25 protein-coding genes and 1 pseudogene are annotated in these 25,895 nt (G+C 72.4%); 17 read left to right on the top strand and 9 right to left on the bottom strand.

Going from position 1 to position 25,895, the window contains the following annotated elements:
- Positions 1 to 49: 49 nt before the first annotated feature.
- The 3 genes from ACIGXJ_RS01515 to ACIGXJ_RS01505 form a co-directional block, all read right to left on the bottom strand.
- Positions 50 to 850, bottom strand: coding sequence for a thioredoxin domain-containing protein (locus ACIGXJ_RS01515; protein ID WP_399640054.1), 801 nt, complete (start codon positions 848 to 850; stop codon positions 50 to 52).
- A gap of 177 nt (positions 851 to 1,027) precedes the next feature.
- Positions 1,028 to 1,723: a hypothetical protein gene (locus ACIGXJ_RS01510; RefSeq protein ID WP_399640052.1), complete on the bottom strand. Its 696-nt coding sequence runs from the start codon at positions 1,721 to 1,723 to the stop codon at positions 1,028 to 1,030.
- A gap of 69 nt (positions 1,724 to 1,792) precedes the next feature.
- The gene (locus ACIGXJ_RS01505) at positions 1,793 to 3,142 is read right to left on the bottom strand and encodes a DUF2252 domain-containing protein (RefSeq protein ID WP_399640050.1); all 1,350 of its coding nucleotides are present in this window, start codon (positions 3,140 to 3,142) and stop codon (positions 1,793 to 1,795) included.
- Between the two features lie 229 nt (positions 3,143 to 3,371).
- Here ACIGXJ_RS01505 and dnaE point away from each other — a divergent pair, with 229 nt between their 5' ends.
- A complete protein-coding gene (gene dnaE, locus ACIGXJ_RS01500; protein ID WP_399640048.1) occupies positions 3,372 to 6,911 on the top strand; it encodes a DNA polymerase III subunit alpha in 3,540 nt (1,179 codons plus the stop codon).
- 114 nt (positions 6,912 to 7,025) lie between these two features.
- Here dnaE and ACIGXJ_RS01495 read toward each other — a convergent pair whose 3' ends face one another.
- On the bottom strand, positions 7,026 to 7,190 hold the full coding sequence (locus tag ACIGXJ_RS01495; protein ID WP_399640044.1) for a hypothetical protein: 165 nt from the start codon (positions 7,188 to 7,190) through the stop codon (positions 7,026 to 7,028).
- 224 nt (positions 7,191 to 7,414) lie between these two features.
- On the opposite strand from ACIGXJ_RS01495, the gene ACIGXJ_RS01490 reads away from it, so the two are divergent.
- From ACIGXJ_RS01490 to ACIGXJ_RS01475, 4 genes are all read left to right on the top strand, one after another.
- Positions 7,415 to 8,638: an NYN domain-containing protein gene (locus ACIGXJ_RS01490; RefSeq protein WP_399640041.1), complete on the top strand. Its 1,224-nt coding sequence runs from the start codon at positions 7,415 to 7,417 to the stop codon at positions 8,636 to 8,638.
- Positions 8,639 to 8,792: 154 nt separating this feature from the next.
- Positions 8,793 to 9,767 carry an ABC transporter ATP-binding protein gene (locus tag ACIGXJ_RS01485; protein WP_399642120.1) on the top strand — a complete coding sequence of 325 codons (975 nt, stop codon included), beginning with the start codon at positions 8,793 to 8,795 and terminating at the stop codon, positions 9,765 to 9,767.
- Positions 9,768 to 9,849: 82 nt separating this feature from the next.
- Positions 9,850 to 10,671, top strand: a complete 822-nt coding sequence (locus tag ACIGXJ_RS01480; protein WP_399640039.1) for an ABC transporter permease — start codon at positions 9,850 to 9,852, stop codon at positions 10,669 to 10,671.
- A gap of 34 nt (positions 10,672 to 10,705) precedes the next feature.
- Positions 10,706 to 11,383: an AAA family ATPase gene (locus ACIGXJ_RS01475; RefSeq protein WP_399640037.1), complete on the top strand. Its 678-nt coding sequence runs from the start codon at positions 10,706 to 10,708 to the stop codon at positions 11,381 to 11,383.
- 6 nt (positions 11,384 to 11,389) lie between these two features.
- Here ACIGXJ_RS01475 and ybaK read toward each other — a convergent pair whose 3' ends face one another.
- From ybaK to ACIGXJ_RS01455, 4 genes are all read right to left on the bottom strand, one after another.
- Positions 11,390 to 11,890 (bottom strand): Cys-tRNA(Pro) deacylase, encoded by a 501-nt coding sequence (ybaK, locus tag ACIGXJ_RS01470; RefSeq protein ID WP_399640034.1) that lies wholly within the window; start codon positions 11,888 to 11,890, stop codon positions 11,390 to 11,392.
- A 4-nt stretch (positions 11,891 to 11,894) separates the two neighbouring features.
- Positions 11,895 to 12,635 (bottom strand): LON peptidase substrate-binding domain-containing protein, encoded by a 741-nt coding sequence (locus tag ACIGXJ_RS01465; RefSeq protein ID WP_399640032.1) that lies wholly within the window; start codon positions 12,633 to 12,635, stop codon positions 11,895 to 11,897.
- 11 nt (positions 12,636 to 12,646) lie between these two features.
- On the bottom strand, positions 12,647 to 13,696 hold the full coding sequence (locus tag ACIGXJ_RS01460) for a hypothetical protein (protein WP_399640029.1): 1,050 nt from the start codon (positions 13,694 to 13,696) through the stop codon (positions 12,647 to 12,649).
- 99 nt (positions 13,697 to 13,795) lie between these two features.
- Positions 13,796 to 15,364: an oxidoreductase gene (locus tag ACIGXJ_RS01455; protein WP_399640026.1), complete on the bottom strand. Its 1,569-nt coding sequence runs from the start codon at positions 15,362 to 15,364 to the stop codon at positions 13,796 to 13,798.
- A gap of 161 nt (positions 15,365 to 15,525) precedes the next feature.
- On the opposite strand from ACIGXJ_RS01455, the gene hisD reads away from it, so the two are divergent.
- The 10 genes and pseudogenes from hisD (at position 15,526) to ACIGXJ_RS01405 (ending at position 23,238) form a co-directional block, all read left to right on the top strand.
- A complete protein-coding gene (gene hisD, locus ACIGXJ_RS01450) occupies positions 15,526 to 16,851 on the top strand; it encodes a histidinol dehydrogenase (RefSeq protein WP_399640024.1) in 1,326 nt (441 codons plus the stop codon).
- Positions 16,848 to 17,966 (top strand): histidinol-phosphate transaminase, encoded by a 1,119-nt coding sequence (locus tag ACIGXJ_RS01445; protein WP_399640021.1) that lies wholly within the window; start codon positions 16,848 to 16,850, stop codon positions 17,964 to 17,966. The genes hisD and ACIGXJ_RS01445 overlap by 4 nt, the downstream gene beginning before the upstream one ends.
- Positions 17,963 to 18,556 carry an imidazoleglycerol-phosphate dehydratase HisB gene (gene hisB / locus ACIGXJ_RS01440; protein WP_062719038.1) on the top strand — a complete coding sequence of 198 codons (594 nt, stop codon included), beginning with the start codon at positions 17,963 to 17,965 and terminating at the stop codon, positions 18,554 to 18,556. The genes ACIGXJ_RS01445 and hisB overlap by 4 nt, the downstream gene beginning before the upstream one ends.
- The gene (locus ACIGXJ_RS01435; protein WP_399640019.1) at positions 18,553 to 18,717 is read left to right on the top strand and encodes a hypothetical protein; all 165 of its coding nucleotides are present in this window, start codon (positions 18,553 to 18,555) and stop codon (positions 18,715 to 18,717) included. The genes hisB and ACIGXJ_RS01435 overlap by 4 nt, the downstream gene beginning before the upstream one ends.
- The gene (hisH, locus tag ACIGXJ_RS01430; RefSeq protein ID WP_399640016.1) at positions 18,708 to 19,358 is read left to right on the top strand and encodes an imidazole glycerol phosphate synthase subunit HisH; all 651 of its coding nucleotides are present in this window, start codon (positions 18,708 to 18,710) and stop codon (positions 19,356 to 19,358) included. The genes ACIGXJ_RS01435 and hisH overlap by 10 nt, the downstream gene beginning before the upstream one ends.
- 3 nt (positions 19,359 to 19,361) lie before the next feature.
- Positions 19,362 to 20,087 carry a bifunctional 1-(5-phosphoribosyl)-5-((5-phosphoribosylamino)methylideneamino)imidazole-4-carboxamide isomerase/phosphoribosylanthranilate isomerase PriA gene (gene priA / locus ACIGXJ_RS01425; RefSeq protein ID WP_399640013.1) on the top strand — a complete coding sequence of 242 codons (726 nt, stop codon included), beginning with the start codon at positions 19,362 to 19,364 and terminating at the stop codon, positions 20,085 to 20,087.
- A complete protein-coding gene (locus ACIGXJ_RS01420; RefSeq protein ID WP_399640010.1) occupies positions 20,084 to 20,488 on the top strand; it encodes a Rid family hydrolase in 405 nt (134 codons plus the stop codon). The genes priA and ACIGXJ_RS01420 overlap by 4 nt, the downstream gene beginning before the upstream one ends.
- Positions 20,485 to 21,240, top strand: a complete 756-nt coding sequence (gene hisF / locus ACIGXJ_RS01415; protein WP_399640007.1) for an imidazole glycerol phosphate synthase subunit HisF — start codon at positions 20,485 to 20,487, stop codon at positions 21,238 to 21,240. The genes ACIGXJ_RS01420 and hisF overlap by 4 nt, the downstream gene beginning before the upstream one ends.
- Before the next feature lie 134 nt (positions 21,241 to 21,374).
- On the top strand, positions 21,375 to 21,965 hold the full coding sequence (locus tag ACIGXJ_RS01410; RefSeq protein WP_399640004.1) for an ArsR/SmtB family transcription factor: 591 nt from the start codon (positions 21,375 to 21,377) through the stop codon (positions 21,963 to 21,965).
- A gap of 10 nt (positions 21,966 to 21,975) precedes the next feature.
- Positions 21,976 to 23,238: pseudogene (locus tag ACIGXJ_RS01405) on the top strand (MFS transporter).
- A 6-nt stretch (positions 23,239 to 23,244) separates the two neighbouring features.
- On the opposite strand, the gene ACIGXJ_RS01400 reads toward ACIGXJ_RS01405, so the two are convergent.
- Positions 23,245 to 23,880, bottom strand: a complete 636-nt coding sequence (locus ACIGXJ_RS01400; protein ID WP_399640002.1) for a TIGR03085 family metal-binding protein — start codon at positions 23,878 to 23,880, stop codon at positions 23,245 to 23,247.
- Positions 23,881 to 23,979: 99 nt separating this feature from the next.
- On the opposite strand from ACIGXJ_RS01400, the gene hisI reads away from it, so the two are divergent.
- Together hisI and ACIGXJ_RS01390 are read left to right on the top strand one after the other, a co-directional pair.
- Positions 23,980 to 24,360, top strand: coding sequence for a phosphoribosyl-AMP cyclohydrolase (hisI, locus tag ACIGXJ_RS01395; protein ID WP_399639999.1), 381 nt, complete (start codon positions 23,980 to 23,982; stop codon positions 24,358 to 24,360).
- 11 nt (positions 24,361 to 24,371) lie between these two features.
- Positions 24,372 to 25,865 (top strand): anthranilate synthase component I, encoded by a 1,494-nt coding sequence (locus ACIGXJ_RS01390; RefSeq protein ID WP_399639997.1) that lies wholly within the window; start codon positions 24,372 to 24,374, stop codon positions 25,863 to 25,865.
- Positions 25,866 to 25,895 lie beyond the last annotated feature (30 nt).

Here is a 25,895-nt window from a genome sequence, read left to right as displayed (position 1 = left end):
GAGCGGGCGAACTCCCCAGAGTTCGCCCGCTCTTCGGCCGCGCGTCGCCCTACTTGGTCACGCCGGCGTCCTTCAGTGCCTTCTGCCAGTCGGCGACGGAGCCCGGGTTCTTGACCACCTTGTCGTTGATCTTGATGGTCGGGGTGGACTCCACGCCCTCGGCGTCCTCGAAGGACTTGCTCATCCGCATCGCCCAGGCGTCGTAGGTGCCCTTCTCCACGGCGTCCTGGAACTTCTTGTTGTTCTTCAGCGCGTCCACCGTGTTCGCCACCTTGATCAGGTAGCTGTCGTCGGCGAGGTCGTCGCTGGTCTCCTCGGGGTGGTACTTCGCCGAGTACAGCGCGGCCTTGTAGTCGAGGAACGCCTCCGGGCCGACGTTGAGCGCGGCGCCGAGGGCGCTGAGGGCGTTCTTGGAGCCCTCGCCGCCGAGGTTGCCGTCGAGGAAGGTGCCGATCGTGAAGGAGAGCTTGTAGTCGCCGTCCTCCATGCCCTTGTTCACGCTCTCGCCGACGGTCTGCTCGAAGCTCGCGCAGGCCGGGCAGCGCGGGTCCTCGTAGAGGTGGACCACGTTGTCGGTCTTGGAGTCGCCGATGACGAGCGTGGTGCCGTCCTTGCCGGAGGTGTTCGCCGGGGCGACGACCGTGGCCTTCGCGGCCTCCTCCCACTTGCCGGGCTGGTTGGCCTGGACGACGGCGAAGCCTATGCCGCCCGCCGCGGCCAGCACGCCGACGATCGTGCCCGCGACGATCAGCTGCCGCCTGACCTTCGCCTTCTTCGCCTCGCGCTCGCGCTCGACACGCAGCCGCTCCCGGGCCGCCGTCTTCGCCGCCTGGCTGTTCCGCTTGCTCATGCTGATGATCTCCATGTGGGACGCGCACATGTCGTACGCGGGATACGTAGGGGGGACTGCCTGCGCTCAAGGCAGAGCTGTGCTCACGGCAGAGCTGTGCTCAGGAGAGGGCTGCGCTCGGGGGAGAGCTGCGCTCAAGAGAGCTGCGCTCGGGGAGAGCCCGGGCCGTCGCGTCGTTCAGGCGGCGGCGGGGGCGGGGGAGCACGGCGGTCCACGCCGTCCCAGGGAGTGGGCGAACAGCAGATCGCGTACCGGGGCCGTACGGCACACCGGGCGCGGTCGGCGGAGGCGGGCCGGGACGCGCCGGGCGCCGACCGCGGCGACCGCGAGGAGCAGGGGCCGGAACGTCGTGGCGCCGGCGGCACGCACCAGCTGGGCCAGCGCCCGCTCGCCGCGCCGCAGCCAGGCCGCGGCCAGCAGCCCGACACCGGCATGGGCGGCGAGGAGCAGCCAGGCGGTGGCGGGGCCGGCCTGCGCGAGCAGGGCCCCGACGCGGTCGCCGCCCGCGCCACCGGTGACCCGGGCGAGCGGGCCGCCCACCTCGCCGGCGCACAGCAGGTCCAGGCCGACCGAGCGCAGCGGCCCGGTGACCGGGCCGCCCGCGGCGCCGTAGCAGGTGTGCTGGCCGGTGGTGAAGACGGTGTCGGCGGCCAGCTCCAGCGGGATCAGCAGGGCGGCGATCCGGCCGAAGCCGCGCTCGCCGCCCGCCAGGGCGTAGGCCACGGCGAACACGGCGGCGGTGACGACCGCGACCGTGCCCAGCGGCAGCGGGGCCCCGGACAGCAGCACGTGCGACGCGGTGCTGAGCGTCACGACAACCGCCGTGAACAGCGCCGCGCGCACGGCTCTGAGCTGGGTCCCTGAGATGTCCATCGCCCAAAAGTGTGGCATGCGCCGCGGTAAGGGACTCCTAAAGGAATCCTGTGAACCTCGCGTCGCGCGTCACAGCCCCGGGATGCGGCCGTTGCGGAACAGGTCGACGAAGATCTGGTGGTCGGCACGCGCGCGTGCGCCGTAGCGGTGCGCGAAGTCCACCAGCAGCGGAGCGAAGCCCTCCTCGTCGGCGGCGATCGCCGCGTCGATGGCCCGCTCGGTGGAGAACGGCACCAGCGACTCTCCGGACTGGTCGTCGGCCGCGGAGTGCATCGAGGCGGTCGCCCGGCCCAGGTCGGCGACGACCGCCGCGATCTCCGCCGGATCGTCGATGTCGCCCCAGGCCAGGTCCACCGCGTAGGGCGAGACCTCGGCGACCAGCTGGCCCGCGCCGTCCAGCTCGGTCCAGCCCAGCCACGGGTCGGCGTGCGCCTGCAGGGCGCGCTGGGAGATCACCGTGCGGTGGCCCTCGTGCTGGAAGTACTCCCGGATCGCCGGGTCGGTGATGTGCCGGGAGACCGCCGGGGTCTGGGCCTGCTTGACGTAGATCACCACGTCGTTCTCCAGGGCGTCGCTGTGCCCCTCCAGCAGGATGTTGTACGACGGCAGCCCGGCCGAGCCGATGCCGATGCCGCGGCGGCCGACGACGTCCTTGACGCGGTAGGAGTCCGGCCGGGCCAGTGAGGTCTCCGGCAGGGTCTCCAGGTAGCCGTCGAAGGCGGCCAGCACCTTGTAGCGGGTGGCCGCGTCCAGCTCGACGGAGCCGCCGCCCGCGGCGAAGCGCCGCTCGAAGTCGCGGATCTCGGTCATCGACTCCAGCAGCCCGAAGCGGGTCAGCGAGCGGGCGTCGCGCAGGGCGTCGAGCAGCGGGCCCTCGGCGGTGTCCAGGGTGAAGGGCGGCACCTCGTCGCGCTTGGCGCCGGTGGCCAGGGCGTGGACGCGCTCGCGGTAGGCGGCCGCGTAGATCCCCACCAGCTCGGAGATCTGCTCGTCGCTGAGGGCCTTGGCGTAGCCGATGAGGGCGATGGAGGCCGAGAAGCGCTTGAGGTCCCAGGTGAAGGGGCCGACGTACGCCTCGTCGAAGTCGTTGACGTTGAAGATCAGACGGCCCGTGGCGTCCATGTACGTGCCGAAGTTCTCCGCGTGCAGATCGCCGTGGATCCACACGCGTGAGGTGCGCTCGTCCAGGTACGGGCCGCTGCATATGCTCCCGTCGCCCCGCCCGGCGTTCTCCGCGTCCAGGTCGTGGTAGAACAGCGCCGCCGTCCCCCGGTAGAACGCGAACGCCGAGGCCGCCATCTTGCGGAACTTCACCCGGAACGCGGCCGGGTCGGCGGCCAGGAGCGCGCCGAAGGCGGTGTCGAAGACGGCGAGGATCTCCTCGCCGCGCTGCTCGTCGCTGAGCTGGGGAACCGACATCGCTGGGGGCCTCCTGGTGCATGACATGTACGACAGCGTTTCTGTCGTATCCAACGGTCGAGGGCCCCGGGAAGTGCCCCGCGCGGGGTGATCTCCGGCGGGCCCGCGACCCTCTGGTGAAGGTACGCGGGGATCCGGGCCGAGTGTCAGTGCCGAGGCATAGACTTCGACGCTGACCCCACAACCGTCCGCCAGCCCGTCGCCGAGTGTTTCCCCTGGAGGGCCCACCGTGTCAAAGCCGCCGTTCACGCACCTGCACGTCCACACCCAGTACTCGCTGCTGGACGGTGCCGCGCGGCTGAAGGACATGTTCAACGCGTGCAACGAGATGGGCATGACGCACATCGCCATGTCCGACCACGGCAACCTCCACGGGGCGTACGACTTCTACCACTCCGCGAAGAAGGCCGGAATCACCCCGATCATCGGGATCGAGGCGTATGTCGCCCCCGAGTCCCGGCGCAACAAGCGGAAGATCCAGTGGGGTCAGCCGCACCAGAAGCGCGACGACGTCTCCGGTTCGGGTGGTTACACCCACAAGACGATCTGGGCGGCGAACGCGACCGGTCTGCACAACCTCTTCCGGCTCTCCTCCGACGCCTACGCCGAGGGCTGGCTGCAGAAGTGGCCCCGTATGGACAAGGAGACGATCTCCAAGTGGTCCGAGGGGCTCATCGCCTCCACCGGCTGCCCCTCGGGCGAGCTGCAGACCCGGCTGCGCCTCGGACAGTTCGACGAGGCCCTGAAGTCGGCCGCCGAGTACCAGGACATCTTCGGCAAGGACCGCTACTTCCTTGAGCTGATGGACCACGGCATCGAGATCGAGCGCCGGGTCCGCGACGGCCTGCTGGAGATCGGCAAGAAGCTCGGCATCCCGCCGCTGGTCACCAACGACTCGCACTACACCTACGCCCATGAGGCGGGCGCGCACGACGCGCTGCTGTGCATCCAGACCGGCAAGAACCTCTCCGACCCGGACCGCTTCAAGTTCGACGGCACCGGCTACTACCTGAAGTCCACGGACGAGATGTACGCCATCGACTCCTCGGACGCCTGGCAGGAGGGCTGCCGCAACACCCTCCTGGTCGCCGAGCAGGTCGACACCACCGGCATGTTCGAGAAGCGCGACCTGATGCCCAAGTTCGACATCCCGGAGGGCTACACCGAGGTCAGCTGGTTCCGCGAGGAGACCATGCGCGGCATGCACCGCCGCTTCCCGGACGGCATCCCGGACGACCGCATGAAGCAGGTCGAGTACGAGATGGACACCATCATCTCGATGGGCTTCCCCGGCTACTTCCTCGTCGTCGCCGACTTCATCATGTGGGCCAAGAAGCAGGGCATCGCGGTCGGCCCCGGCCGAGGCTCCGCGGCCGGCTCGATCGTCGCCTACGCCCTCGGCATCACCGACCTCGACCCCATCCCGCACGGCCTGATCTTCGAGCGGTTCCTCAACCCCGAGCGCATCTCGATGCCCGACGTCGACATCGACTTCGACGAGCGCCGGCGCGTCGAGGTGATCAGGTACGTGACCGAGAAGTACGGCGCCGACAAGGTCGCCATGATCGGCACCTACGGCACCATCAAGGCCAAGAACGCCATCAAGGACTCCGCGCGCGTGCTGGGCTACCCGTACGCGATGGGCGACCGTCTCACCAAGGCCATGCCGCCGGACGTCCTCGGCAAGGGCATCCCGCTCTCCGGCATCACCGACCCCGGCCACCCGCGCTACTCGGAGGCGGGCGAGATCCGGGCGATGTACGAGAACGAGCCCGATGTGAAGAAGGTCATCGACACCGCGCGCGGTGTGGAGGGCCTGGTCCGGCAGATGGGCGTGCACGCGGCCGGCGTGATCATGTCCAGCGAGACCATCACTGACCACGTCCCCGTCTGGGTCAGGCACACCGACGGCGTCACCATCACGCAGTGGGACTACCCGAGCTGTGAGTCGCTCGGCCTGCTGAAGATGGACTTCCTGGGCCTGCGCAACCTCACGATCATGGACGACGCCGTCAAGATGGTGAAGGCCAACAAGGGGATCGACATCGATCTCCTGAGCCTCCCGCTCGACGACCCCACGACCTTCGAGCTGCTCCAGCGCGGCGACACCCTCGGTGTCTTCCAGTTCGACGGCGGGCCCATGCGCTCGCTGCTGCGGCTGATGAAGCCCGACAACTTCGAGGACATCTCCGCCGTGTCGGCCCTGTACCGGCCGGGCCCGATGGGCATGAACTCCCACACGAACTACGCGCTGCGCAAGAACGGCCAGCAGGAGATCACGCCGATCCACAAGGAGCTGGAGGAGCCCCTCGAAGAGGTCCTCGCGGTCACCTACGGCCTGATCGTCTACCAGGAGCAGGTGCAGAAGGCCGCCCAGATCATCGCCGGCTACTCGCTCGGCGAGGCCGACATCCTCCGCCGCGTGATGGGCAAGAAGAAGCCGGAGGAGCTGGAGAAGAACTTCGTCATCTTCCAGGCCGGCGCCCGCAAGAACGGCTACAGCGACGAAGCCATCCAGGCGCTGTGGGACGTGCTGGTCCCGTTCGCCGGCTACGCCTTCAACAAGGCGCACTCCGCCGCGTACGGCCTGGTCTCCTACTGGACCGCCTACCTCAAGGCCAACCACCCCGCCGAGTACATGGCGGCGCTGCTGACGTCCGTGAAGGACGACAAGGACAAGTCGGCGGTCTACCTCAACGAGTGCCGCCGCATGGGCATCAAGGTCCTCCCGCCGAACGTCAACGAGTCCGAGGCCAACTTCGCCGCCCAGGGCGACGACGTGATCCTCTTCGGCCTGTCCGCCGTGCGCAACGTCGGCACCAACGTCGTCGAGTCGATCATCAAGTGCCGCAAGACCAAGGGGAAGTACGCCTCCTTCCCCGACTACCTCGACAAGGTCGAGGCGGTGGTCTGCAACAAGCGCACCACCGAGTCGCTGATCAAGGCCGGCGCCTTCGACACCATGGGCCACACCCGCAAGGGCCTGATGGCGCAGTACGAACCGATGATCGACAACGTCGTCGCGGTCAAGCGCAAGGAGGCCGAGGGCCAGTTCGACCTCTTCGGCGGCATGGGCGACGAGGCCACCAGCGAGCCGGGCTTCGGCCTCGACGTGGAGTTCTCCCCGGACGAGTGGGAGAAGACCTATCTGCTCGCCCAGGAGCGGGAGATGCTCGGCCTGTACGTCTCCGACCACCCGCTCTTCGGTCTGGAGCACGTGCTGTCCGACAAGGCCGACGCGGGCATCGCCCAGCTCACCGGCGGTGAGCACGCGGACGGCGCGGTCGTCACCATCGGCGGCATCATCTCGGGCCTGCAGCGCAAGATGACCAAGCAGGGCAACGCCTGGGCGATCGCCACCGTCGAGGACCTCGCCGGCTCCATCGAGTGCATGTTCTTCCCGGCCACCTACCAGCTGGTCTCCACCCAGCTCGTCGAGGACGCCGTGGTGTTCGTCAAGGGCCGCCTCGACAAGCGCGAGGACGTGCCCCGGCTGGTGGCGATGGAGCTGATGGTCCCCGACCTGTCGGCGGCCGGCACCAACGCGCCGGTGATCCTCACCATCCCGGCGACCCGGGTCACCCCGCCCATGGTCAGCCGGCTCGGCGAGATCCTCAGCCACCACAAGGGCGACAGCGAGGTCCGCATCAAGCTCCAGGGACCCACGAAGACCACGGTGCTGCGCCTGGACCGGCACCGGGTCAAGCCCGACCCGGCGCTGTTCGGCGATCTCAAGGTGCTGCTCGGCCCGTCCTGCCTGGCCGGCTGAGCCGCCGACGAGGACACCGCCGGGCGGCGGGAGACCTCGACGCGCGTGAGGGGCGTACCCGGTACCTGGTACGCCCCTCACGCACGTGTGGGGTCACAGTCCGTCACACGGACGTCAGTTGTGGCCGAAGCTGCGCTTCCGCTTGTGGGTCGCCACGTCGCCGGGGGTCATCTCGGCCTCGGGCTGGGGCTCTGCCTCCGCCGTGGGACGACGGTCCGCGCGCTGCCCGCGCTCGGTCGGACGCTGCTGCTTACGGTCACGGTTCTTGTTCTTGGCCATGGTGATCTGCCTCCTGAGGGGGATCTAGGGGCCAGGGCCGCGACCAGATTCACATACGCCGACAACAAGCGCATTTCGTACAATTACCGTGCGTGAAGGGCGCGGTCGTCGCGCCGCGTCCCGAAACGCCACGCCGAAGATCGAGTTCCGGCCGTTAACCCACGCGCCGTCGGGCAGACTCGAAGGAAGCCCGAAGCAAACCTCCCAGGAAGAGGGTGAGTCGTGTGGACCGCTGCATCGTCCTGGTGGACGCCGGGTATCTGCTGGGGGCCGCCGCCAGCCTCCTCGCCGGGGAGCCCTCCAGGTCCCGCATCACCGTCGACCACGCCGCTCTCATCCAGGGCCTGCGCGAGCGCGCCGAGTCCGACACCGAGCGCCCCCTGCTGCGCATCTACTGGTTCGACGGCGCCCCCGACCGCGTCCCCCAGCCCGAACACCGCCGGCTGCGCGTCATGCCCCGGGTCACCGTCCGGCTCGGCGCCCTGACCCGCAGCGACGGACGCTGGGCGCAGAAGGGCGTCGACGCCGCCATGCACGCCGAGCTCACCGAACTGGCCCGCAACCGCGCCTGCTCCGACGTCGTCCTCGTCACCGGCGACGGCGATCTGCTGCCCGGCATGATGGCCGCCAAGGAACACGGCGTGGCCGTCCACCTGTGGGCCGTCCAGGCCGCCGACGGCGACTACAACCAGTCCGAGGACCTCGTCGCCGAGGCCGACGAGCGCCGCGTCCTGGACCGGACCTGGATCACCAAGGCCGTCCGGGCCAAGGAGCTGACCGGCATCTGCGCGCCGCCGCCCGCGCCCCGCCCCGAGATCGCCGCGATCCTCTCCGCTCCGCTGCCCGACTCCGCGCTCGCCGGCACCGAGCGCCCGACCGACGAGGCCCCGCACCGGCACCCCGGCGCCCCAGCCCCCGCGCCCGCCACGGCCGAGGAGCGCGTCCCCGCGCCCAAGGGAGTGCCCACGCCCAAGGACCTCGCCGCGCTGCGCGCCCCCGGCACCCAGGCCGCCCCGCACCCGGCGAACGCGACCCTGCGCTGGTCCTCCGACAAAGGCTGGGTCGACCGGCCGGGCGTCACCGCCGAACCCCCCGAGGCCGCCTCCATGCCCACACTGGCCCAGCTGACCACGGCCGAGCAGCGGTGGGCCGACCGCGAGGAGGACATCACGACCGTCGGCGGGGACCCGTACGAGGTCGGGCAGGTCTTCGCCCGGCGGTGGATGGCACGACTGGGCGACCAGGGGCATCTGCAACGGCTGTCGGGCATGTACCCGCGCATCCCGCACCGCATCGACGGCGAGCTGCTGCGCTACGCCGCCCGGTTCGGGCTGCTCGCGCACAAGGACGACCAGATCGACGAGCACGACCGGTACGCGATCCGGGCGGGCTTCTGGCGCGAGATCGACGTACGGACGGCCGCGGAGCACGCGCCCGCGGCGGAGTGAGCCGCCGGCACCGCGCGGTTCGCCGGACCGCGACGGCGAGCCGCCCCTTTGCGGCGAGTGACCGCCCCCGCGGCAAAAGCGGCTCACCGACCCCGTAGTCTCGTCCCTTGTGAGTACGCGCGCGGCACAGGCACCAGGACACACCGGTGATGTCGTGTGCGCGGTGCGCGGACTGACCAAGACCTATCCCGCGGTACGGGGCCGGCGCGGCGTGGCCGCCACGCCCGAGGTGCGGGCCACCGACGACGTGGCGCTGGACATCCGGCGCGGCGAGATCTTCGGTCTGCTCGGCCCGAACGGCGCCGGCAAGACCACCCTCGTACGGCAGCTGACCGGGCTGATGCGGCCCGACCGCGGCAGCGTGCAGATCCTCGGCCACGACATCGTGCGCCACCCGGAGCGGGCCGCGCGGATCCTCGCCTACCTCGGGCAGGAGTCGTCCGCCCTGGACGAGCTGACTGTGTCCCTGGCCGCCGAGACGACCGGGCGGCTGCGCGGCCTCGAGGTACGGCGGGCACGCGCCGAGCGGGACGCCGTGCTGGAGGAGCTGGGCCTGACCGCGATCGCCTCCCGGCCGCTGAAGAAGCTGTCCGGCGGGCAGCGGCGGCTGGCCTGCTTCGCCGCCGCGCTGGTGGGGGAGCGGCCGCTGCTCGTGCTCGACGAGCCGACCACCGCCATGGACCCCGTCGCCCGGCGGGCCGTGTGGTCCGCGGTGGACCGGCGGCGCGCCGAGCGGGGCACGACGGTGCTGCTGGTCACCCACAACGTGATCGAGGCCGAGACGGTCCTGGACCGGGTCGCCGTCCTCGACAAGGGCCAGGTCATCGCCTGCGACACGCCCACCGGGCTGAAGGAGCGGGTGGCCGGCGAGGTGCGCGTCGAGCTGGTGTGGCGTGAGCGGGCCCCGCTGGAGGTGCCCGAGGTCGCCGCGCTGCGCGAGGGGGCCGTGGAGTCCGGGCGCCGCTGGACGCTCAGGCTCGCCCCCGAGGAGGCCCGCGCGGTGGTGGCCACCGTCACCGGCGGGGCCGCGTTCGCCGCGCTGGACGACTTCACGCTGGCCACGCCCAGCCTGGAGGACGTCTACCTGGCGCTGGGCGGGGCGGCACGGCAGGGACTGGTGAAGGCGTGAGCAGGACGACCGCCGGGTCCGTACGGAACACCGGGAGAGGCGACACCGGGACACGGAACCCCGGGAAGGGGAGCAGCGCGAGGTGAGTGTCGTACCCGCAGAGGTGCTGCCGGGCAGTGCCCTGGAGGCGCAGGAGCCGGCCGCCGGCGCGGCCGAGCTCGGGCCGCGGGCGCGGCTGTGGCCGTCGCTGGCGGCCGTGTACCGGGCGCAGCTGTCCCGGGCCAGGGTGGCGCGCATCCCGCTGCTGTTCGTGGCGACCTTCCAGTCCATCGGCATCCTGATCATGATGCGCGGGGTCGTCGACGACGGCAGCCAGGCCCAGTCGGTCGTGGCCGGCTCCGCGGTGCTGGTCGTCGCGTTCGTCGCGCTGAACCTGCTCGCGCAGTACTTCGGGCAGCTGCGGGCGACCGGGGGCCTCGACCACTACGCGACCCTGCCGGTGCCGCCCGCGGCCGTGGTGCTGGGCGCGGCCGGCGCCTACGCCTCCTTCACCGTGCCCGGGACCTTCGTCACGGCCGCCTTCGGGTGCGCGCTGTTCGGGCTGCCGCTGAGCAATCTGTGGATGCTGCTCGCCGTGGTGCCGCTGGCCGGGGCCGCGCTGTCCGGGCTGGGCGCGGCGCTCGGGCTGCTCGCGCCGCGGCCGGAGCTGGCGACCGTGCTGGGCCAGCTGGGCATGTCGGCGGCGCTGCTGCTCGGCGTGCTGCCGCCGGAGCGGATGCCCGGCTTCGTGCGGCTGGCCCGCGACCTGCTGCCCTCCACCTACGGCGTCGAGGCGTACACGCGCACCTTCTCGGCGCACCCCGACTGGGCCGTGGTGGCCGTGGACCTCGCCGTGTGCGCGGGGGTCGGCGTGTTCTCGCTGGCCGTGGCGACGTGGGCGTACCGCCGGGCCGCCGTCCGGTGACGCGCCGGCCGGGCGGGCCTGGCACGATGTGAGGGTGACCGCACCGTTGACTCCGCCTCCGCCGCCCCACGACCACTCGGCGCACAGTCAGTCGCCCTCGCCGCACGCCGGATGGCCGCCGCGGTCGGACGGGGCCGGGAGCGCGCACGGGCACGGGCACGGGCAGGCGTACGGGTACGCACAGGACGGTCCCGGCATGAAGACCGAACTGCGCGAGGCCGCCGTGATCACGGTCGCGGTGGCGGTCTGCGGTGTGCTGCTCGGCGTGCTGTGGAACTGGCTGGCGCCGCGCATACCGCTGGTCGGTGACATGACCGACGGCGGCTGGGTGGTCTACGTCAAGGACACCGAGGGCGAGCAGGCGATCGGCGTCGACGGAACGTTCACCCTGCTGGCCCTCGCCTTCGGCGCGGTGACGGCCCTCGCGGTGTTCCTCTGGCGCCGCGGCGGAGGCGTCCCCCTGGTCGTCGCGCTGGCCCTCGGCGGCCTCCTCGGCTCCCTCCTGGCCTGGCGCCTCGGCATGTGGCTGGGCCCCGCCGACGACGTCCTCGCCCACGCCAAGGAGGTCGGCAAGGGCGTCACCTTCTCGGCCCCGCTGGAGCTGGGCGCGAAGGGCGCGCTGCTGGCCTGGCCGATCGGGGCGTTGCTGGTCCACCTCGGCCTGACGGCACTGTTCGGCCCGAGGGACCCTGAGGTCCAGCAGGCCCCTTGACCGGCCCTACGGTCGCCCGACAGCCGCGACCACGGCCCCCGTGAGGGACACCAGATCCCCCGGAGCCAGCTCCACCTCCAGCCCCCTGCGGCCGGCCGAGACGCAGATCGTGGCGTGGGAAGAGGCCGACTCGTCGAGCACCGTCGGCAGCTTCTTGCGCTGCCCCAGCGGGGAGATCCCGCCCCGGACGTACCCCGTCGTGCGCTCGGCCAGCGCCGGATCGGCCATCACCGCCTTCTTGCCGCCCAGGGCGGAGGCCAGCGCCTTCAGGTCCAGCGACCCCGCGACCGGCACGACCGCCACGGTCAGGGAGCCGTCGACATCCGCGACCAGCGTCTTGAAGACACGGTCGGGAGACACCCCCATCGCCTCCGCGGCCTCCTCGCCGTACGACGGGTGCGAGGGGTCGTGCTCGTAGGAGTGGACCGTGTACTCCACACCGGCCGCGGTCAGCGCCACCGTCGCCGGCGTCCCACCGGGCTGCTGCTTCTTCGACTTCTTGGCCATGTCCTCAGTTCAGGCTCGTAGGTCCGCGCGTCAGATCCTGTGACGGCAACGACGGCAGGCTACGGATGATCGCCGTCTCCGCGCGCAGGAGTTTCAGCTCGTCGCGCAGCCGGGACGCCGTGTCCGGGGCCTGCAGCAGCCGCTGCTTGGTCGGCGTGTCCAGCACCATCGCCGCGGCCACCAGGTACGACACCACCGACGGCTCGTCGGGCAGGTCCGCGCCGGACGACAGCGACCGCTCGCGCGCGCCCGCCAGCCGCTTCTGGTACTGCCGGAACGCCCGCAGCACCCCCTCGGCCAGCGCCCCCGCCTCGTCGCCCGGCTCCTCCTCCAGCGGCTCCAGCTCGGCCATGAGGAACGGCCCGGAGGCGTCCACCGACAGCAGCCGCACCCGGGTCGTGCCGGTGGCCAGCACCTCGAACGTGCCGTCGGCGCGCTCCCGGATCGTCGCCGCGTCCGCGATGCAGCCGATCGCGTGGAACGCCTTCGTCGGGTCGTCGCCGAAGCCCGCGGTGGGCCCGCGCTCGGGCAGCGCCGTCGGGTCCGGCATCCCGGCCTCGCTCGGCGCCACCTCGTGGCCGTCGCGGATCGCCACGACGGCGAACCGGCGCGGTTCCTCCTCGGGTGTCTTCGCAAGGGTGCGCATCATGGCGCGATAGCGCTCCTCGAAGACGTTCAGCGGGAGTACGAGCCCCGGGAACAGAACCGAGTTCAGCGGAAAGAGCGGCAGCCGGACGGTGGTCACGGCGCCAAAGCCTAATGGTCGGCGGAGCGGGCAGGTCCGCCGTGCCCACGGTGCGGATGCCCGCGGCCGCCCACGTCCACCGCGGCCGCACCCGCCAGCAGCCCCGCCCGCACCCGCAGGAACAGCCCCAGCGGGTCCTCCCCGGCCCGGTCCCACGGGAACGACGTGGCGTACGGGCCGGTCAGCCGCAGCTGGTCCAGGGCGTCCGCGCGACGGTCCAGCCGCACGAGCACCCAGGCCAGCAGATTGCGGATCTGCGCCGGCCACGGGTCGGCCGCCGGGAACCGCGCCGACAGGGCGACGGCCCGGTCCGCCGCCGCGTCCAGCCGGGCACGCGGCACCACGGGTCCGCAGCCGTCGGTGAGGTACGCGAAGGCCGCCCGCACCGGCAGGGCCTGCACCAGCGAGTCCTCGGGGGCGTCCTGCGCGGCGCGGTCGGCGAAGTCGAAGCACTCGCGGTGCGAGCCGTGCCAGGAGGCGGCCAGATAGCGCAGGGCCGCCACATGGCAGCCGTAGTGGTGCGGGGCCCGCCGCACCGCCGCCTCCCACAGCTCCCCGAAGTACTTGTGCCCGGCCCGCGAACCGCGCGCGTGGTCCAGCGCCAGCCGCCACGGCACGGGATCGCGGTGGTCGCCGCGCGCGGTGGCCGTGATCGCCGGGCTCACCTCGCGCAGCAGCTCCTGCCGGGCCGGCGACCCCCACGCCCGGTCGACCGCGAGCTGCGCGCCGACCAGCAGCGCGTCGGGGTCGTGCGGGGCGGCCGTACGCCACTCCTCGAACCACTCCGGGCGCGAGTGCGCGAAGAACGCCAGCCGGACGACGTAGCGGTCGCGCAGCTCCCACTCGCCGAGCGCGCGCGTCGCCGCGAGCAGCGCGGCGGCGGGGCCGTGCTCGCCGCGCCCGGCGGCGACCAGGGCCGGGCCGAGGCGGTCGTCGGGCGCGTCGAGGAGCACCTCGTCGTCGGCCGGCAGGCCGGGGACGGGGCGCGCGACCCGCGCGGGCGCCTTGGCCGTCCGTGCGGCGCGGATGAAGGGGGGCAGCAGAGCCATGGTGTCGACCATTGAAAGTCGGCGGCTCGGGCCCGCGCCAGACCCTTCACGGAACCCGCCGATGGTTGTACGAACCGCGGTCAAGGGCGGGTAAAGAGCGGTCACCGTGCGTCACGTCGGCCTCAGCAGTCGGGTCGCCCCCGCCGCCACCGTCGTCGCCAGGACCCAGCCGGCGAGCACCAGGGCCGCGCTCAGCCACTGCCAGCCGCCCTGCAGCTGCCAGACGCCGACCTGGCCGAGGTCGATCACCGGGAGCAGCAGGTCGAGGGCGAAGAGGGCCGGGTTCCACGGCGGCCGGCCCGCGCCCGCCCCCGCCGCGGGACGGCCGGCGTAGGCGAAGGCCAGGGAGCCCGCCGCCCACAGCACCGCCATCCACAGCGCGGCCCGCCCCGGCCGGTAGCCGTAGGCCACCGTCAGGTCCTGGACCCAGCCCCACAGCTTCGGGCCCAGCGGCAGCGTCTCGCGGCGCCTGCGCTGCTTGGCGAGGAGCACCTCGCGGGCGTCCTCGTCCTCGCCGCCCGCCCGCAGCACGGCGGCCAGCCGCTCGTAGGGCTCCGGGCTGTACTCGGCGGTCGCCGCCGCCACCCACTGAAGGCGCTGCGCCGGGGAGAACGGGCCGTGCGGGACCAGGTTCTCGTAGGTGAACCCCCCGATGTGCAGCCGGCCCGGGCCCGGCCAGCTGCTCGCCCGGTCGATGAGGTTCACGATCCGCGCCCCGGACAGCACCACCCGGCCCAGCCGGGGCGCCTCGCCCAGGAAGCGCAGCTCGGGCGTCTGCACCCGGCGCAGCGACAGCTCCTGGTCCTCGGTCAGCTCCAGGCGGGCCCGCTCCAGGTCGACGGCGTCGCCGAACCGGCCGTCGTCCAGCCGGGCCCCGCCCACGCACGCGAAGGGCTGGATGCGCGTCCCGCGCGGCGGAGTCACCCCGGTCGGCCACCCGGAGCCCACCGCGGCCGGGGTCATGTACAGCGTGCGCCCCACGGTCAGCTGGGGCGCGTTCAGCGCGAGCCGCGCGTCCGGGTTGACCAGCCGCGCCCCGCGCAGGCTCAGCGACTGGCCGACGGCCGCCCCGCGCAGACTCAGCTCGCCGTACGACTCCAGCAGCTCGGCCTGCACGTCCTGCCCCACGTTGATGCCGTCCCCGGCGATGGAGCGGCCGCGCCGGTCGGAGTGCACGACGGCCTGGTTGAGCATCAGGTCGGTGCCGATCTGCGCGTCGGTCAGCCGGATGCCGCGGTCGAAGCGGCAGCGCGGCAGATGCAGATCGCCCTCGGTGTGCACCCGGGCCGCCTCCAGCCGCGGCACCGCGCAGTCCACCATCCGCACGGTCGTGAAGCGGGCCTCCGGCAGCAGCACCTCGCGCTCGAAGCGGCAGCCGCGCAGCTCGACGTACGGCACCACGATCCCGCCCGCCAGCTCCAGGGCGTCGCTGATCTGCACGCCCGCGAGCTTCAGCGCGGACACCCGCCCGGCCAGCGCGGGCGGCCCGTCCAGCAGCAGCCAGCACACGATCCGCGCCCGCACGGTCCGCTCCGGACCCCACGGATGCGCCCCGTGCGGATCGTCCACCGCCGGATCGCCGCTGCTCAGGTCGTACACGGTGCCGTTGCGGAACGCCTGCCACATGCCCACCTCGGCGGCCGTCAGATCCTCCGGCGGCTCGCCGTCCCCCAGGGTCACGGGTGGTTGCCTCCCTCCCTGCTCGCCCGGTCGTCTCGTACGATCGTCATGCCCGGTGGGTGACGCTCCGAACGCCGATGGTGAGGGAGTTGTCCCAGGGGCTGTATCAGCCATTGATACGCGCGGACGGTCCGGGACGGCGGTCTGGGACAATGGGGACCGTGATCTCCCGAATCGATCTGCGCGGCGACGCCCTCCCCGAGGGCCCCGCCCTGCGCGACCTGCTGCCCCGAGCCGACTTCGACGTCTCGGCCGCCCTGGAGAAGGTGCGTCCGATCTGCGAGGCCGTGCATCATCGTGGCGACGCGGCGCTGATCGACTTCGCGGAGAAATTCGACGGAGTCCGGCTGGAGCAGGTGCGCGTCCCCGCCGAGGCCCTCACCAAGGCCCTCGACGAGCTGGACCCGGCCGTCCGCGCGGCCCTGGAGGAGTCCATCCGCCGCGCCCGGCTCGTGCACCGCGCCCAGCGCCGCTCCACGCACACCACCCAGGTCGTCCCCGGCGGCTCGGTCACCGAGAAGTGGGTGCCGGTCGACCGGGTCGGGCTGTACGCCCCCGGCGGCCGGTCCGTGTACCCGTCGTCCGTGATCATGAACGTGGTCCCGGCCCAGGAGGCCGGCGTCGAGTCCGTCGCGCTCGCCTCGCCCGCCCAGGCCGAGTTCGGCGGCCTGCCGCACCCGACGATCCTCGCCGCGTGCGCGCTGCTGGGCGTCGACGAGGTGTACGCCGCCGGCGGCGCGACCGCCGTCGCGATGTTCGCGTACGGCACCGAGTCCTGCCCGCCCGCCAACATGGTCACCGGCCCCGGCAACATCTGGGTCGCCGCAGCCAAGCGCTACTTCACCGGCAAGATCGGCATCGACGCCGAGGCCGGCCCGACCGAGATCGCGATCCTGGCCGACGAGACGGCCGACCCGGTCCACGTGGCCTCCGACCTGATCAGCCAGGCCGAGCACGACCCGCTCGCGGCGGCCGTGCTGGTCACCGACTCCGTGCGGCTCGCGGAGGCGGTCGAGAAGGAGCTGCAGACCCAGGTCGCGGCCAGCAAGCACATCGACGACCGGATCGTCCCTGCCCTCACGGGCAAGCAGTCCGCGATCGTCCTCGTCGACGGCGTCGAGGAGGGCCTCAGGGTCGTCGACGCGTACGGCGCCGAGCACCTGGAGATCCAGACCGCCGACGCGGCCGCGGTCGCCGACCGGGTCCGCAACGCCGGCGCGATCTTCATCGGCCCCTGGGCGCCCGTGTCCCTCGGCGACTACGCCGCCGGGTCCAACCACGTGCTGCCCACCGGCGGCTGCGCCTGCCACTCCTCCGGCCTGTCCGTGCAGTCCTTCCTGCGCGGCATCCACATCGTCGACTACACGCAGGACGCGCTGGCCGAGGTCGCGCACCACGTGGTGACGCTGGCGGAGGCGGAGGACCTGCCCGCGCACGGCGCGGCGATCAAGGCGAGGTTCGGCTGGAAGGTACCGACGAGCAAGTGAACTTCGGAATCGACGATCTCCCCGTACGGGACGAGCTGCGCGGCAAGTCCCCCTACGGCGCGCCCCAGCTGGACGTCCCCGTACGGCTGAACACCAACGAGAACCCCTACCCGCTGCCCGAGCCGCTCGTCGAGCGGATCACCGAGCGGGTCCGTGAGGCGGCCCGGCACCTCAACCGCTACCCGGACCGGGACGCGGTCGAGCTGCGCACCAGGCTCGCCGAGTACCTGACCGACACGTCCGGGTACGAGGTCGGCCCGGCCAACGTGTGGGCGGCGAACGGCTCCAACGAGGTCATCCAGCAGCTGCTGCAGACCTTCGGCGGACCGGGCCGTACGGCCATCGGCTTCGAGCCGTCGTACTCGATGCACGCGCTCATCGCGCGCGGCACCGGCACCGGCTGGATCTCCGGTCCGCGCGGCGAGGACTTCACGATCGACCTCGCGGCGGCCGAACGGGCCGTCGCCGAGCACCGGCCCGACGTCGTGTTCGTGACGACCCCCAACAACCCGACCGGCAACGCGGTCCCGCCCGAGACCGTCCTCGCGCTGTACGAGGCGGCCCAGGCGGCCAAGCCGTCGATGGTGGTCGTGGACGAGGCGTACATCGAGTTCAGCCACGGCGACTCGCTGCTGCCGCTGCTTCAGGGCCGCCCGAACCTGGTGGTCTCCCGCACGATGTCGAAGGCGTTCGGCGCGGCCGGCCTCCGGCTCGGCTACCTCGCCGCGCACCCGGCCGTCGTGGACGCCGTGCAGCTCGTACGGCTGCCGTACCACCTCTCGGCGGTCACCCAGGCGACCGCGCTGGCCGCGCTGGAGCACACCGACACGCTGCTCGGGTACGTCGAGCAGCTGAAGGCCGAGCGGGACCGGCTGGTGGCCGAGCTGAGGGCGATCGGCTACGAGGTGACCGCCTCGGACGCCAACTTCGTGCAGTTCGGGCGCTTCCCCGGCGCGGGCGGCGCCCACGCGGCCTGGCAGAAGATCCTCGACCGGGGCGTCCTGGTCCGGGACAACGGCGTACCGGGGTGGCTGCGGGTCACCGCCGGCACGCCGGAAGAGAACGACGCGTTCCTCGACGCGGTCCGTGAACTGAAGAAGGAGCAGAGCGCATGAACCGCGTAGGACGCATAGAGCGGGTGACGAAGGAGACCTCGGTCCTCGTCGAGATCGACCTCGACGGGTCCGGCAAGGTCGACGTGTCGACCGGTGTCGGCTTCTACGACCACATGCTCGACCAGCTCGGCCGGCACGGTCTGTTCGACCTGACCGTGAAGACCGAGGGCGACCTGCACATCGACTCGCACCACACCATCGAGGACACCGCCCTCGCGCTCGGCGCCGCCTTCAAGCAGGCCCTCGGCGACAAGGTGGGGATCTACCGCTTCGGCAACTGCACGGTCCCGCTGGACGAGTCCCTCGCCCAGGTCACCGTCGACCTCTCCGGCCGCCCGTACCTCGTGCACACCGAGCCCGAGAACATGGCGCCGATGATCGGCGAGTACGACACCACGATGACCCGGCACATCCTGGAGTCCTTCGTGGCGCAGGCGCAGATCGCCCTGCACGTGCACGTGCCCTACGGGCGCAACGCGCACCACATCGTGGAGTGCCAGTTCAAGGCGCTCGCCCGCGCCCTGCGGTACGCCTCCGAGCGCGACCCGCGCGCGGCGGGCATCCTTCCCTCCACGAAGGGCGCGCTGTGAACGGCCTGTCCACGGTCCTGATCGTCGTCGGCCTGTTCCTGCTCGGCGGCATCATCTCCTTCGTCAAGCAGCAGATGCCGAAGAGCCTGATCGTGCTGCTGTCCATCGGTGCCGCGATGTGTCTCACCGCGGGCGTCCTGCGGCTGGAGGTGTGGAATTGACCGCCGCATCCAAGAAGGTCGTGGTCTTCGACTACGGCTTCGGCAACGTCAGGTCCGCCGAGCGTGCCCTCGCGCGCGTCGGCGCCGACGTCGAGATCACCCGTGACTTCGACCGGGCGATGAACGCCGACGGCCTGCTGGTGCCGGGGGTCGGCGCGTTCGCCGCCTGCATGAAGGGCCTCAGGGAGGCGCGCGGCGACTGGATCGTCGACCGGCGCCTGTCCGGCGGGCGCCCGGTGATGGGCATCTGCGTCGGCATGCAGATCCTCTTCGCGCGCGGCATCGAGCACGGCGTGGAAACCGAGGGCCTCGACGAGTGGCCCGGCACGGTCGAGCCGCTCCAAGCCGAGGTCGTGCCCCACATGGGCTGGAACACCGTCGACGCGCCCGCCGGCACCCAGCTGTTCGCCGGGCTCGACGCCGACGCGCGCTACTACTTCGTGCACTCCTACGCCGTCCAGGACTGGACGCTGGAGATCCACAACCCGCGCATCGACGCCCCCAAGGTCACCTGGACCACCTACGGCAAGCCCTTCGTGGCCGCCGTGGAGAACGGCGCCCTGTGGGCCACCCAGTTCCACCCCGAGAAGTCCGGCGACGCCGGAGCCCAGCTCCTCACCAACTGGATCGGAACCCTGTAGACCATGGCCAAGCTCGAACTCCTCCCCGCCGTCGACGTCCGCGACGGCCAGGCCGTCCGCCTCGTGCACGGCGAGTCCGGGACCGAGACCTCCTACGGCTCCCCGCTGGAGGCCGCCCTCGCCTGGCAGCGCTCCGGCGCCGAGTGGCTGCACCTGGTCGACCTGGACGCCGCGTTCGGCACCGGCGACAACCGTGCGCTGATCGCCGAGGTCACCAAGGCCATGGACATCAAGGTCGAGCTGTCCGGCGGCATCCGCGACGACGCCTCGCTCGCCGCCGCCCTCGCCACCGGCTGCACCCGCGTGAACCTCGGCACGGCCGCCCTGGAGACCCCCGAGTGGGTCGCCAAGGTCATCGCCGAGCACGGAGACAAGATCGCCGTCGGTCTCGACGTACGCGGCACGACCCTGCGCGGCCGCGGCTGGACCCGTGACGGCGGCGACCTCTACGAGACGCTGGAGCGCCTCAACGAGGAGGGCTGCGCCCGCTACGTGGTCACCGACATCGCCAAGGACGGCACGCTGCAGGGCCCGAACCTGGAGCTGCTGAAGAACGTCTGCGCGGCCACCGACCGCCCGGTCGTGGCGTCCGGCGGCGTGTCCTCGCTGGACGACCTGCGGGCCATCGCGGAGCTGACGCCCCTCGGGGTCGAGGGCGCGATCGTCGGCAAGGCGCTGTACGCGAAGGCGTTCACCCTGGAAGAGGCCCTGGAGGCTGTGGCGTCATGACGTCCGACGGCGTTCGGCGGGTGCAGAGCGGGAGCCCCTGGGAGGAGTCCTTCGGTTTCGCACGCGCCGTCGCGGCGGGCGACCGGGTGCTGGTGGGCGGCACGACGTCCTTCAAGGGCTCGGTGCTGTACGGGGAGGGCGACCCGTACGAGCAGGCGAAGGTGGCGTTCGCCGCCGCGCTGGAGGCGATCGCCGAGTTCGGGCTCGGACCCGAGTCGGTGATCAGGACCCGGATGTACCTGACCCATCAGCGGGACGTCGACGAGGTGGGCCGGGCGCACCACGAGTTGTTCGACTCCGTGCGGCCGGTCACGACCCTGGTGGTCGTGGAGGGCTTCGTCGACCCGCGCATCCTGGTCGAAGTGGAACTAGAGGCATTCAGAGGAGCCGAGCAGTCATGACCCTGGCGGTCCGAGTCATCCCCTGCCTGGACGTGGACAACGGCCGGGTCGTCAAGGGCGTCAACTTCCAGAACCTGCGCGACGCGGGTGACCCCGTCGAGATGGCCAAGGTGTACGACGCCGAGGGCGCCGACGAGCTGACGTTCCTCGACATCACCGCCTCCTCGGGCGACCGCGAGACGACGTACGACGTGGTGCGGCGCACGGCCGAGCAGGTGTTCATCCCGCTGACGGTCGGCGGTGGCGTCCGCACGGCCGAGGACGTGGACAAGCTGCTGCGCGCGGGCGCGGACAAGGTCGGCGTGAACACCGCGGCCATCGCCCGGCCCGACCTGATCCGGGAGATCGCCGAGCGGTTCGGGCGGCAGGTGCTGGTGCTGTCGGTGGACGCGCGGCGCACCGCGTCGGGTGGCTTCGAGGTGACGACGCACGGCGGCCGCAAGGGCACCGGCATCGACGCGGTCGAGTGGGCGCACCGGGCGGCCGAGCTGGGCGCGGGCGAGATCCTGCTCAACTCCATGGACGCCGACGGCACCAAGGACGGCTACGACATCGAGATGATCGAGGCCGTCCGCAAGCACGTCACCGTCCCGGTGATCGCCTCCGGAGGCGCCGGCAAGCTCGCCGACTTCGCCCCGGCCGTCGCCGCCGGCGCGGACGCGGTGCTGGCGGCGTCGGTGTTCCACTTCGGTGATCTGCGGATCGGCGAGGTGAAGGACGCGCTGCGGGAGGCGGGACACCCGGTGCGGTGACGCTCCGAAGGGTGCGAGGTAAGCCCGAGTGAGCCCCGGTCTCCTGGAGGCCGGGGCTTACTCATGGCCAGAAAGGAAAGAGAAGTTGCGCAAAGTTTGTTGTGCAAGTTTTCTTTCGTATCTACGGTGAGCGCATGACGGGCAAGGAGAGAGACCGCCGGATCACCGACCTGGGCACGCTCAAGGCGCTCGCCCACCCCCTGCGGCTGAGGCTGTACCGGGGCCTGACCATCGCCCGGGCCGCGACCGCCTCACAGCTCGCCGAGCAGGTCGACGAGGCCGTGTCACTGGTCAGCTACCACCTGCGCAAGCTGGCCGAGCACGGGCTGATCGAAGAGGCCGAGGGCCGCAGCGCGGACGGCCGGGAACGCTGGTGGCAGCCCGCCTCGGACGGCATCAGCATCCGGGACGAGGACTTCCGCGACGCACCCGAGAAGGCCGCCGTGCACACCGCTGCGAGCCGGCTCTTCTTCGAGCAGCGCGCCGACATGTTCCGCCGGTGGATGGACGAGCGCGCCCACTGGGGCGACGCGTGGAACGCGGCCGCGAACTCCTCCGAGTCCACCCTCCGGCTCACGGCGGACGAACTGACCGAGCTGAGCACAGAGATGCTCGCCCTGCTGCGCCGCTACGACGAGCGGGGCCGGGCCGCCGACGCCGCGGGCGACACCGAGGGCCGGGAGAACGTCGCGGTGCACACCTACGCGTTCCCCTTCCGGATCTGAGATGACCGACATGCCCGCCGACACGCCCGCCACCCGGACCGGCGCCGCGGACACCACCGTCGAGGAGCGCCCCGCCCACCGGAATCCCCACGTGCTGCGCTAGCTGGGCGGCTACACCGCCTCCGCCGTCGGCGACAACGTCTACTACCTGGCCCTGTCCTGGGCCGCCCTCCAGATCGGCACTCCCACCCAGGCCGGCCTCGCGACCGCGATGAGCGCCGCCCCGCGCGCCCTGCTGATGCTCGGCGGCGGAGTGATCGCCGACCGCTACGGACCGCGCCGGGTGGTGCTGGGCAGCACCGCCGTGCGCTGCCTGCTCGTCGCCCTCGCGGCCGGACTGCTGCTCGCGACGAACCCGGGGCTGTGGGGGCTGGCGGCGGTGGCGGTCGTCTTCGGTGTCGTCGACGCGGTCTTCCTGCCCGCCGCGGGCGCCCTGCCCGCGCGGATCGCCGGGCCCGGACAGCTCGCCCGGGTGCACGGCATGCGGGGCCTCGCGGTCCGGCTCGCCGGCGTCGTCGGCGGCCCCCTCGGCGGCCTCGGCGTCGCACTGGGCGGCACCGCCGGGGCGTTCGGCCTCGCCACGCTGCTGATGGCGGTGTCACTGCCGCTGCTGCTGGCCGTCCGCGTCCGGCCCCTGCCCCCGGACGACGTGCCGGCCGAGCGCCGCCCCGCCCTCGCCGAACTGCGCGACGGGCTGCGGCACATCCGCCGGGACCCCGTGCTGCGCCCGCTGGTCGTCGCCATAGCGCTCGGCGACCTCGGCTTCGTCGGCCCCATGAACCTCGGGCTCACCGTCCTCGCCCAGCAGCGCGGCTGGGGCGCCACCGGCATGGGCTGGGTGCTCGCCGGGTTCGGGACGGGCGCCGCGGCCGCCTCCCTGCTGCTCGCCTGGCGCGGCCGGGTCCCCCGCGCGGGACGGGTCGCCGGGGCGGCGGCCCTCACCGGTGCCGTGGCGATCGGCATGCTCGCCCAGGTGCCGTCCGTCGCCGGGGCGGCCGGTGTCGCCCTGCTCGTCGGCGTGTCGGCCGGGCTGGCCGGGGCGCTGTGCGGGGCCCTGGTGCAGGCCCGCGCGGGAGCGGCCTACGTCGGCCGCGTCACCTCCGTCTGCGCCCTGGTCGGCTTCGGCATCGCCCCGCTCACCTTCCCGCTCGTCGGCGGGGCGATCGACCTGTGGGGGTCCGGCCCGGTCTTCGCGGCCTGCGCCGCGGTGAGCGGCCTGGGCGGGCTGGTGTCGCTCGGAGCGACCGGCCTGCGCAGGGCCGAGCTTCCCTGACGCCCCTCAGATCCCCAGCTGCTTGCCCTCGTGCAGCTTGGTGATCGCCGCCTCCTCGCCGTCCAGGTCCACCTTGGCCGCGCTCTGCCGGCCGTAGAGGAACAGCAGCAGCTCCGACGGCTCGCCGGTGACCGTGACCACCGGTGTGCCGCGGTGGGCGACCACCGTGCGGCCGTCGGGGCGGCGCAGGACCAGCCCGGTGGGGGCGCCGCGGCCCATCAGGCGGGCGGTGCGCTCCAGACGCGACCACAGGGCGTCCTGGAACACCGGGTCCAGGCCACGCTGCGACCAGTCAGGCTGCGCGCGGCGCACGTCCTCGGCGTGGACGTAGAACTCGACCGTGTTGGACGCCTCGTCGAGCTGCTTGAGGCTGAAGGGGGAGAAGCGCGGCGGACCGGTCCGGACGAGCCGGATCAGTTCCTCGTACGGCTTGGCCGCGAACTCCTCCATCGCCTTGTCCAGGCGCGGCGCGAGCTGCTTGATCAGCAGGCCCCCGGCCGCGTCCGGCCGGCGCTCGCGCACCACCACATGAGCGGCCAGGTCACGGGTCCGCCAGCCCTCGCAGAGGGTCGGCGCGTCGGGACCGGCGGTTTCCAAGAGGTCGGCGAGGAGGAGCCGTTCACGCTTGGCGAAGGTCGACATGCGGCAAGCCTACGACCGCGCGCCGCCGTGTGTCCGTACCGAGGTCCGTCCAGTGGACATGCGCCGTCACTGTCGGTGCCGCACGGCACAATGGCACCCATGAGCAGCAAGCCCACCAGCCTCGACCCCGAGATCGCCGCGCGCCTCAAGCGCAGCCCGGACGGCCTCGTGCCCGCGATCGCCCAGCAGTACGACACCGGAGAGGTGCTCATGCTCGGCTGGATGGACGACGAGGCGCTGCACCGCACCCTGACCACCGGCCGGGCCACCTACTGGTCCCGCAGCCGCCAGGAGTACTGGGTCAAGGGCGACACCTCCGGCCACTTCCAGTGGGTCAGGTCCGTGGCCCTGGACTGCGACGCCGACACCGTGCTGGTCAAGGTCGACCAGGTGGGCGCCGCCTGCCACACCGGCGCGCGCACCTGCTTCGACGCCGACGTACTGCTCGAGGACTCCGGCGTCGCCGCCGGAGATCAGTAAGGTCGGCCGCCATGGACCTCGAGACGTTCCGCAAGCTGGCCGTCGACCGCCGCGTCATCCCGGTCACGCGCAAGCTCCTCGCCGACGGCGACACCCCGGTCGCGCTCTACCGCAAGCTCGCCGCCGAGCGCCCGGGCACCTTCCTGCTGGAGTCCGCGGAGAACGGCCGTTCCTGGTCCCGCTACTCCTTCGTCGGCGTCCGCAGCGCCGCCACCCTCACCGCCCGCGACGGCCGGGCCCACTGGCTCGGCACCCCGCCCGTCGGCGTCCCCACCGACGGCGACCCGCTCGCCGCCCTGCGCGCCACCGTCGAGACGCTGCACACCCCCCACCAGGAGGGCATGCCCCCCTTCACCGGCGGCATGGTCGGCTACCTCGGCTACGACATCGTGCGCCGCCTGGAGAAGATCGGCCCCGGCGAGCGCGACGACCTGCGGCTGCCCGAGCTGACCATGCTCCTGACCAGCGACCTCGCGGTGATGGACCACTGGGAGGCCTCGGTCCTGCTGATCGCCAACGCGATCAACCACAACGACCTCGACACCGGAGTCGACGAGGCATACGCCGACGCCGTCGCCCGCCTCGACGCCATGCAGGCCGACCTCGCCCGCCCGGTCGCCCAGCCGCCGGCCGTGCTGCCGCCCTCCGAGCTGCCCGACTACACCGCGCTGTGGGGCGGCGCCGACTACCGGGCCGCCGTCGAGGACATCAAGGAGCGCATCCGCGCGGGCGAGGCCTTCCAGGTCGTGCCCTCCCAGCGCTTCGAGACGCCGTGCACGGCGAGCGCGCTGGACGTGTACCGGGTGCTGCGGGCGACCAACCCGTCGCCCTACATGTACCTGTTCCGATTCCCCCACGGGGACGGAGGCGCCTTCGACGTGGTGGGCTCCTCTCCCGAGGCGCTGGTCAAGGTGGAGGACGGCCGCGCCATGGTCCACCCCATCGCCGGCACCCGGCACCGCGGCGCCACCCCGCAGGAGGACCAGGCCCTCGCCGACGAGCTGCTCGCCGACCCCAAGGAGCGCGCCGAGCACCTGATGCTCGTCGACCTCGGACGCAACGACCTCGGGCGGGTCTGCGAGCCGGGCTCGGTGGAGGTCGTGGACTTCATGTCCATCGAGCGGTACTCCCACGTCATGCACATCGTCTCCACGGTCACCGGCAAGGTCGCCCCCGGCCGCACCGCCTTCGACGTGCTCACCGCCGTTTTCCCGGCAGGCACCCTCTCCGGGGCGCCCAAGCCGCGCGCGATGCAGATCATCGACGAACTGGAGCCGTCCCGGCGCGGCCTGTACGGCGGCTGCGTCGGCTACCTCGACTTCGCGGGCGACTCCGACACCGCCATCGCCATCCGCACCGCCCTGCTGCGCGACGGCACGGCGTACGTCCAGGCGGGCGCCGGCGTCGTCGCCGACTCCGACCCGGCCGCCGAGGACCAGGAGTGCCGCAACAAGGCCGCGGCGGTCCTGCGCGCGGTGCACACCGCGAACCGGCTGGGCGGATAGCCGGGCCGGGGAAGTGGGGCGCTTCTCACG

The organism is Streptomyces sp. NPDC053367 (assembly GCF_044545925.1).
In the GTDB taxonomy this organism is placed as follows: domain Bacteria; phylum Actinomycetota; class Actinomycetes; order Streptomycetales; family Streptomycetaceae; genus Streptomyces.
Note: the sequence above shows the minus strand (reverse complement) of the source record. Positions and strands in the feature narration are given on the sequence as shown.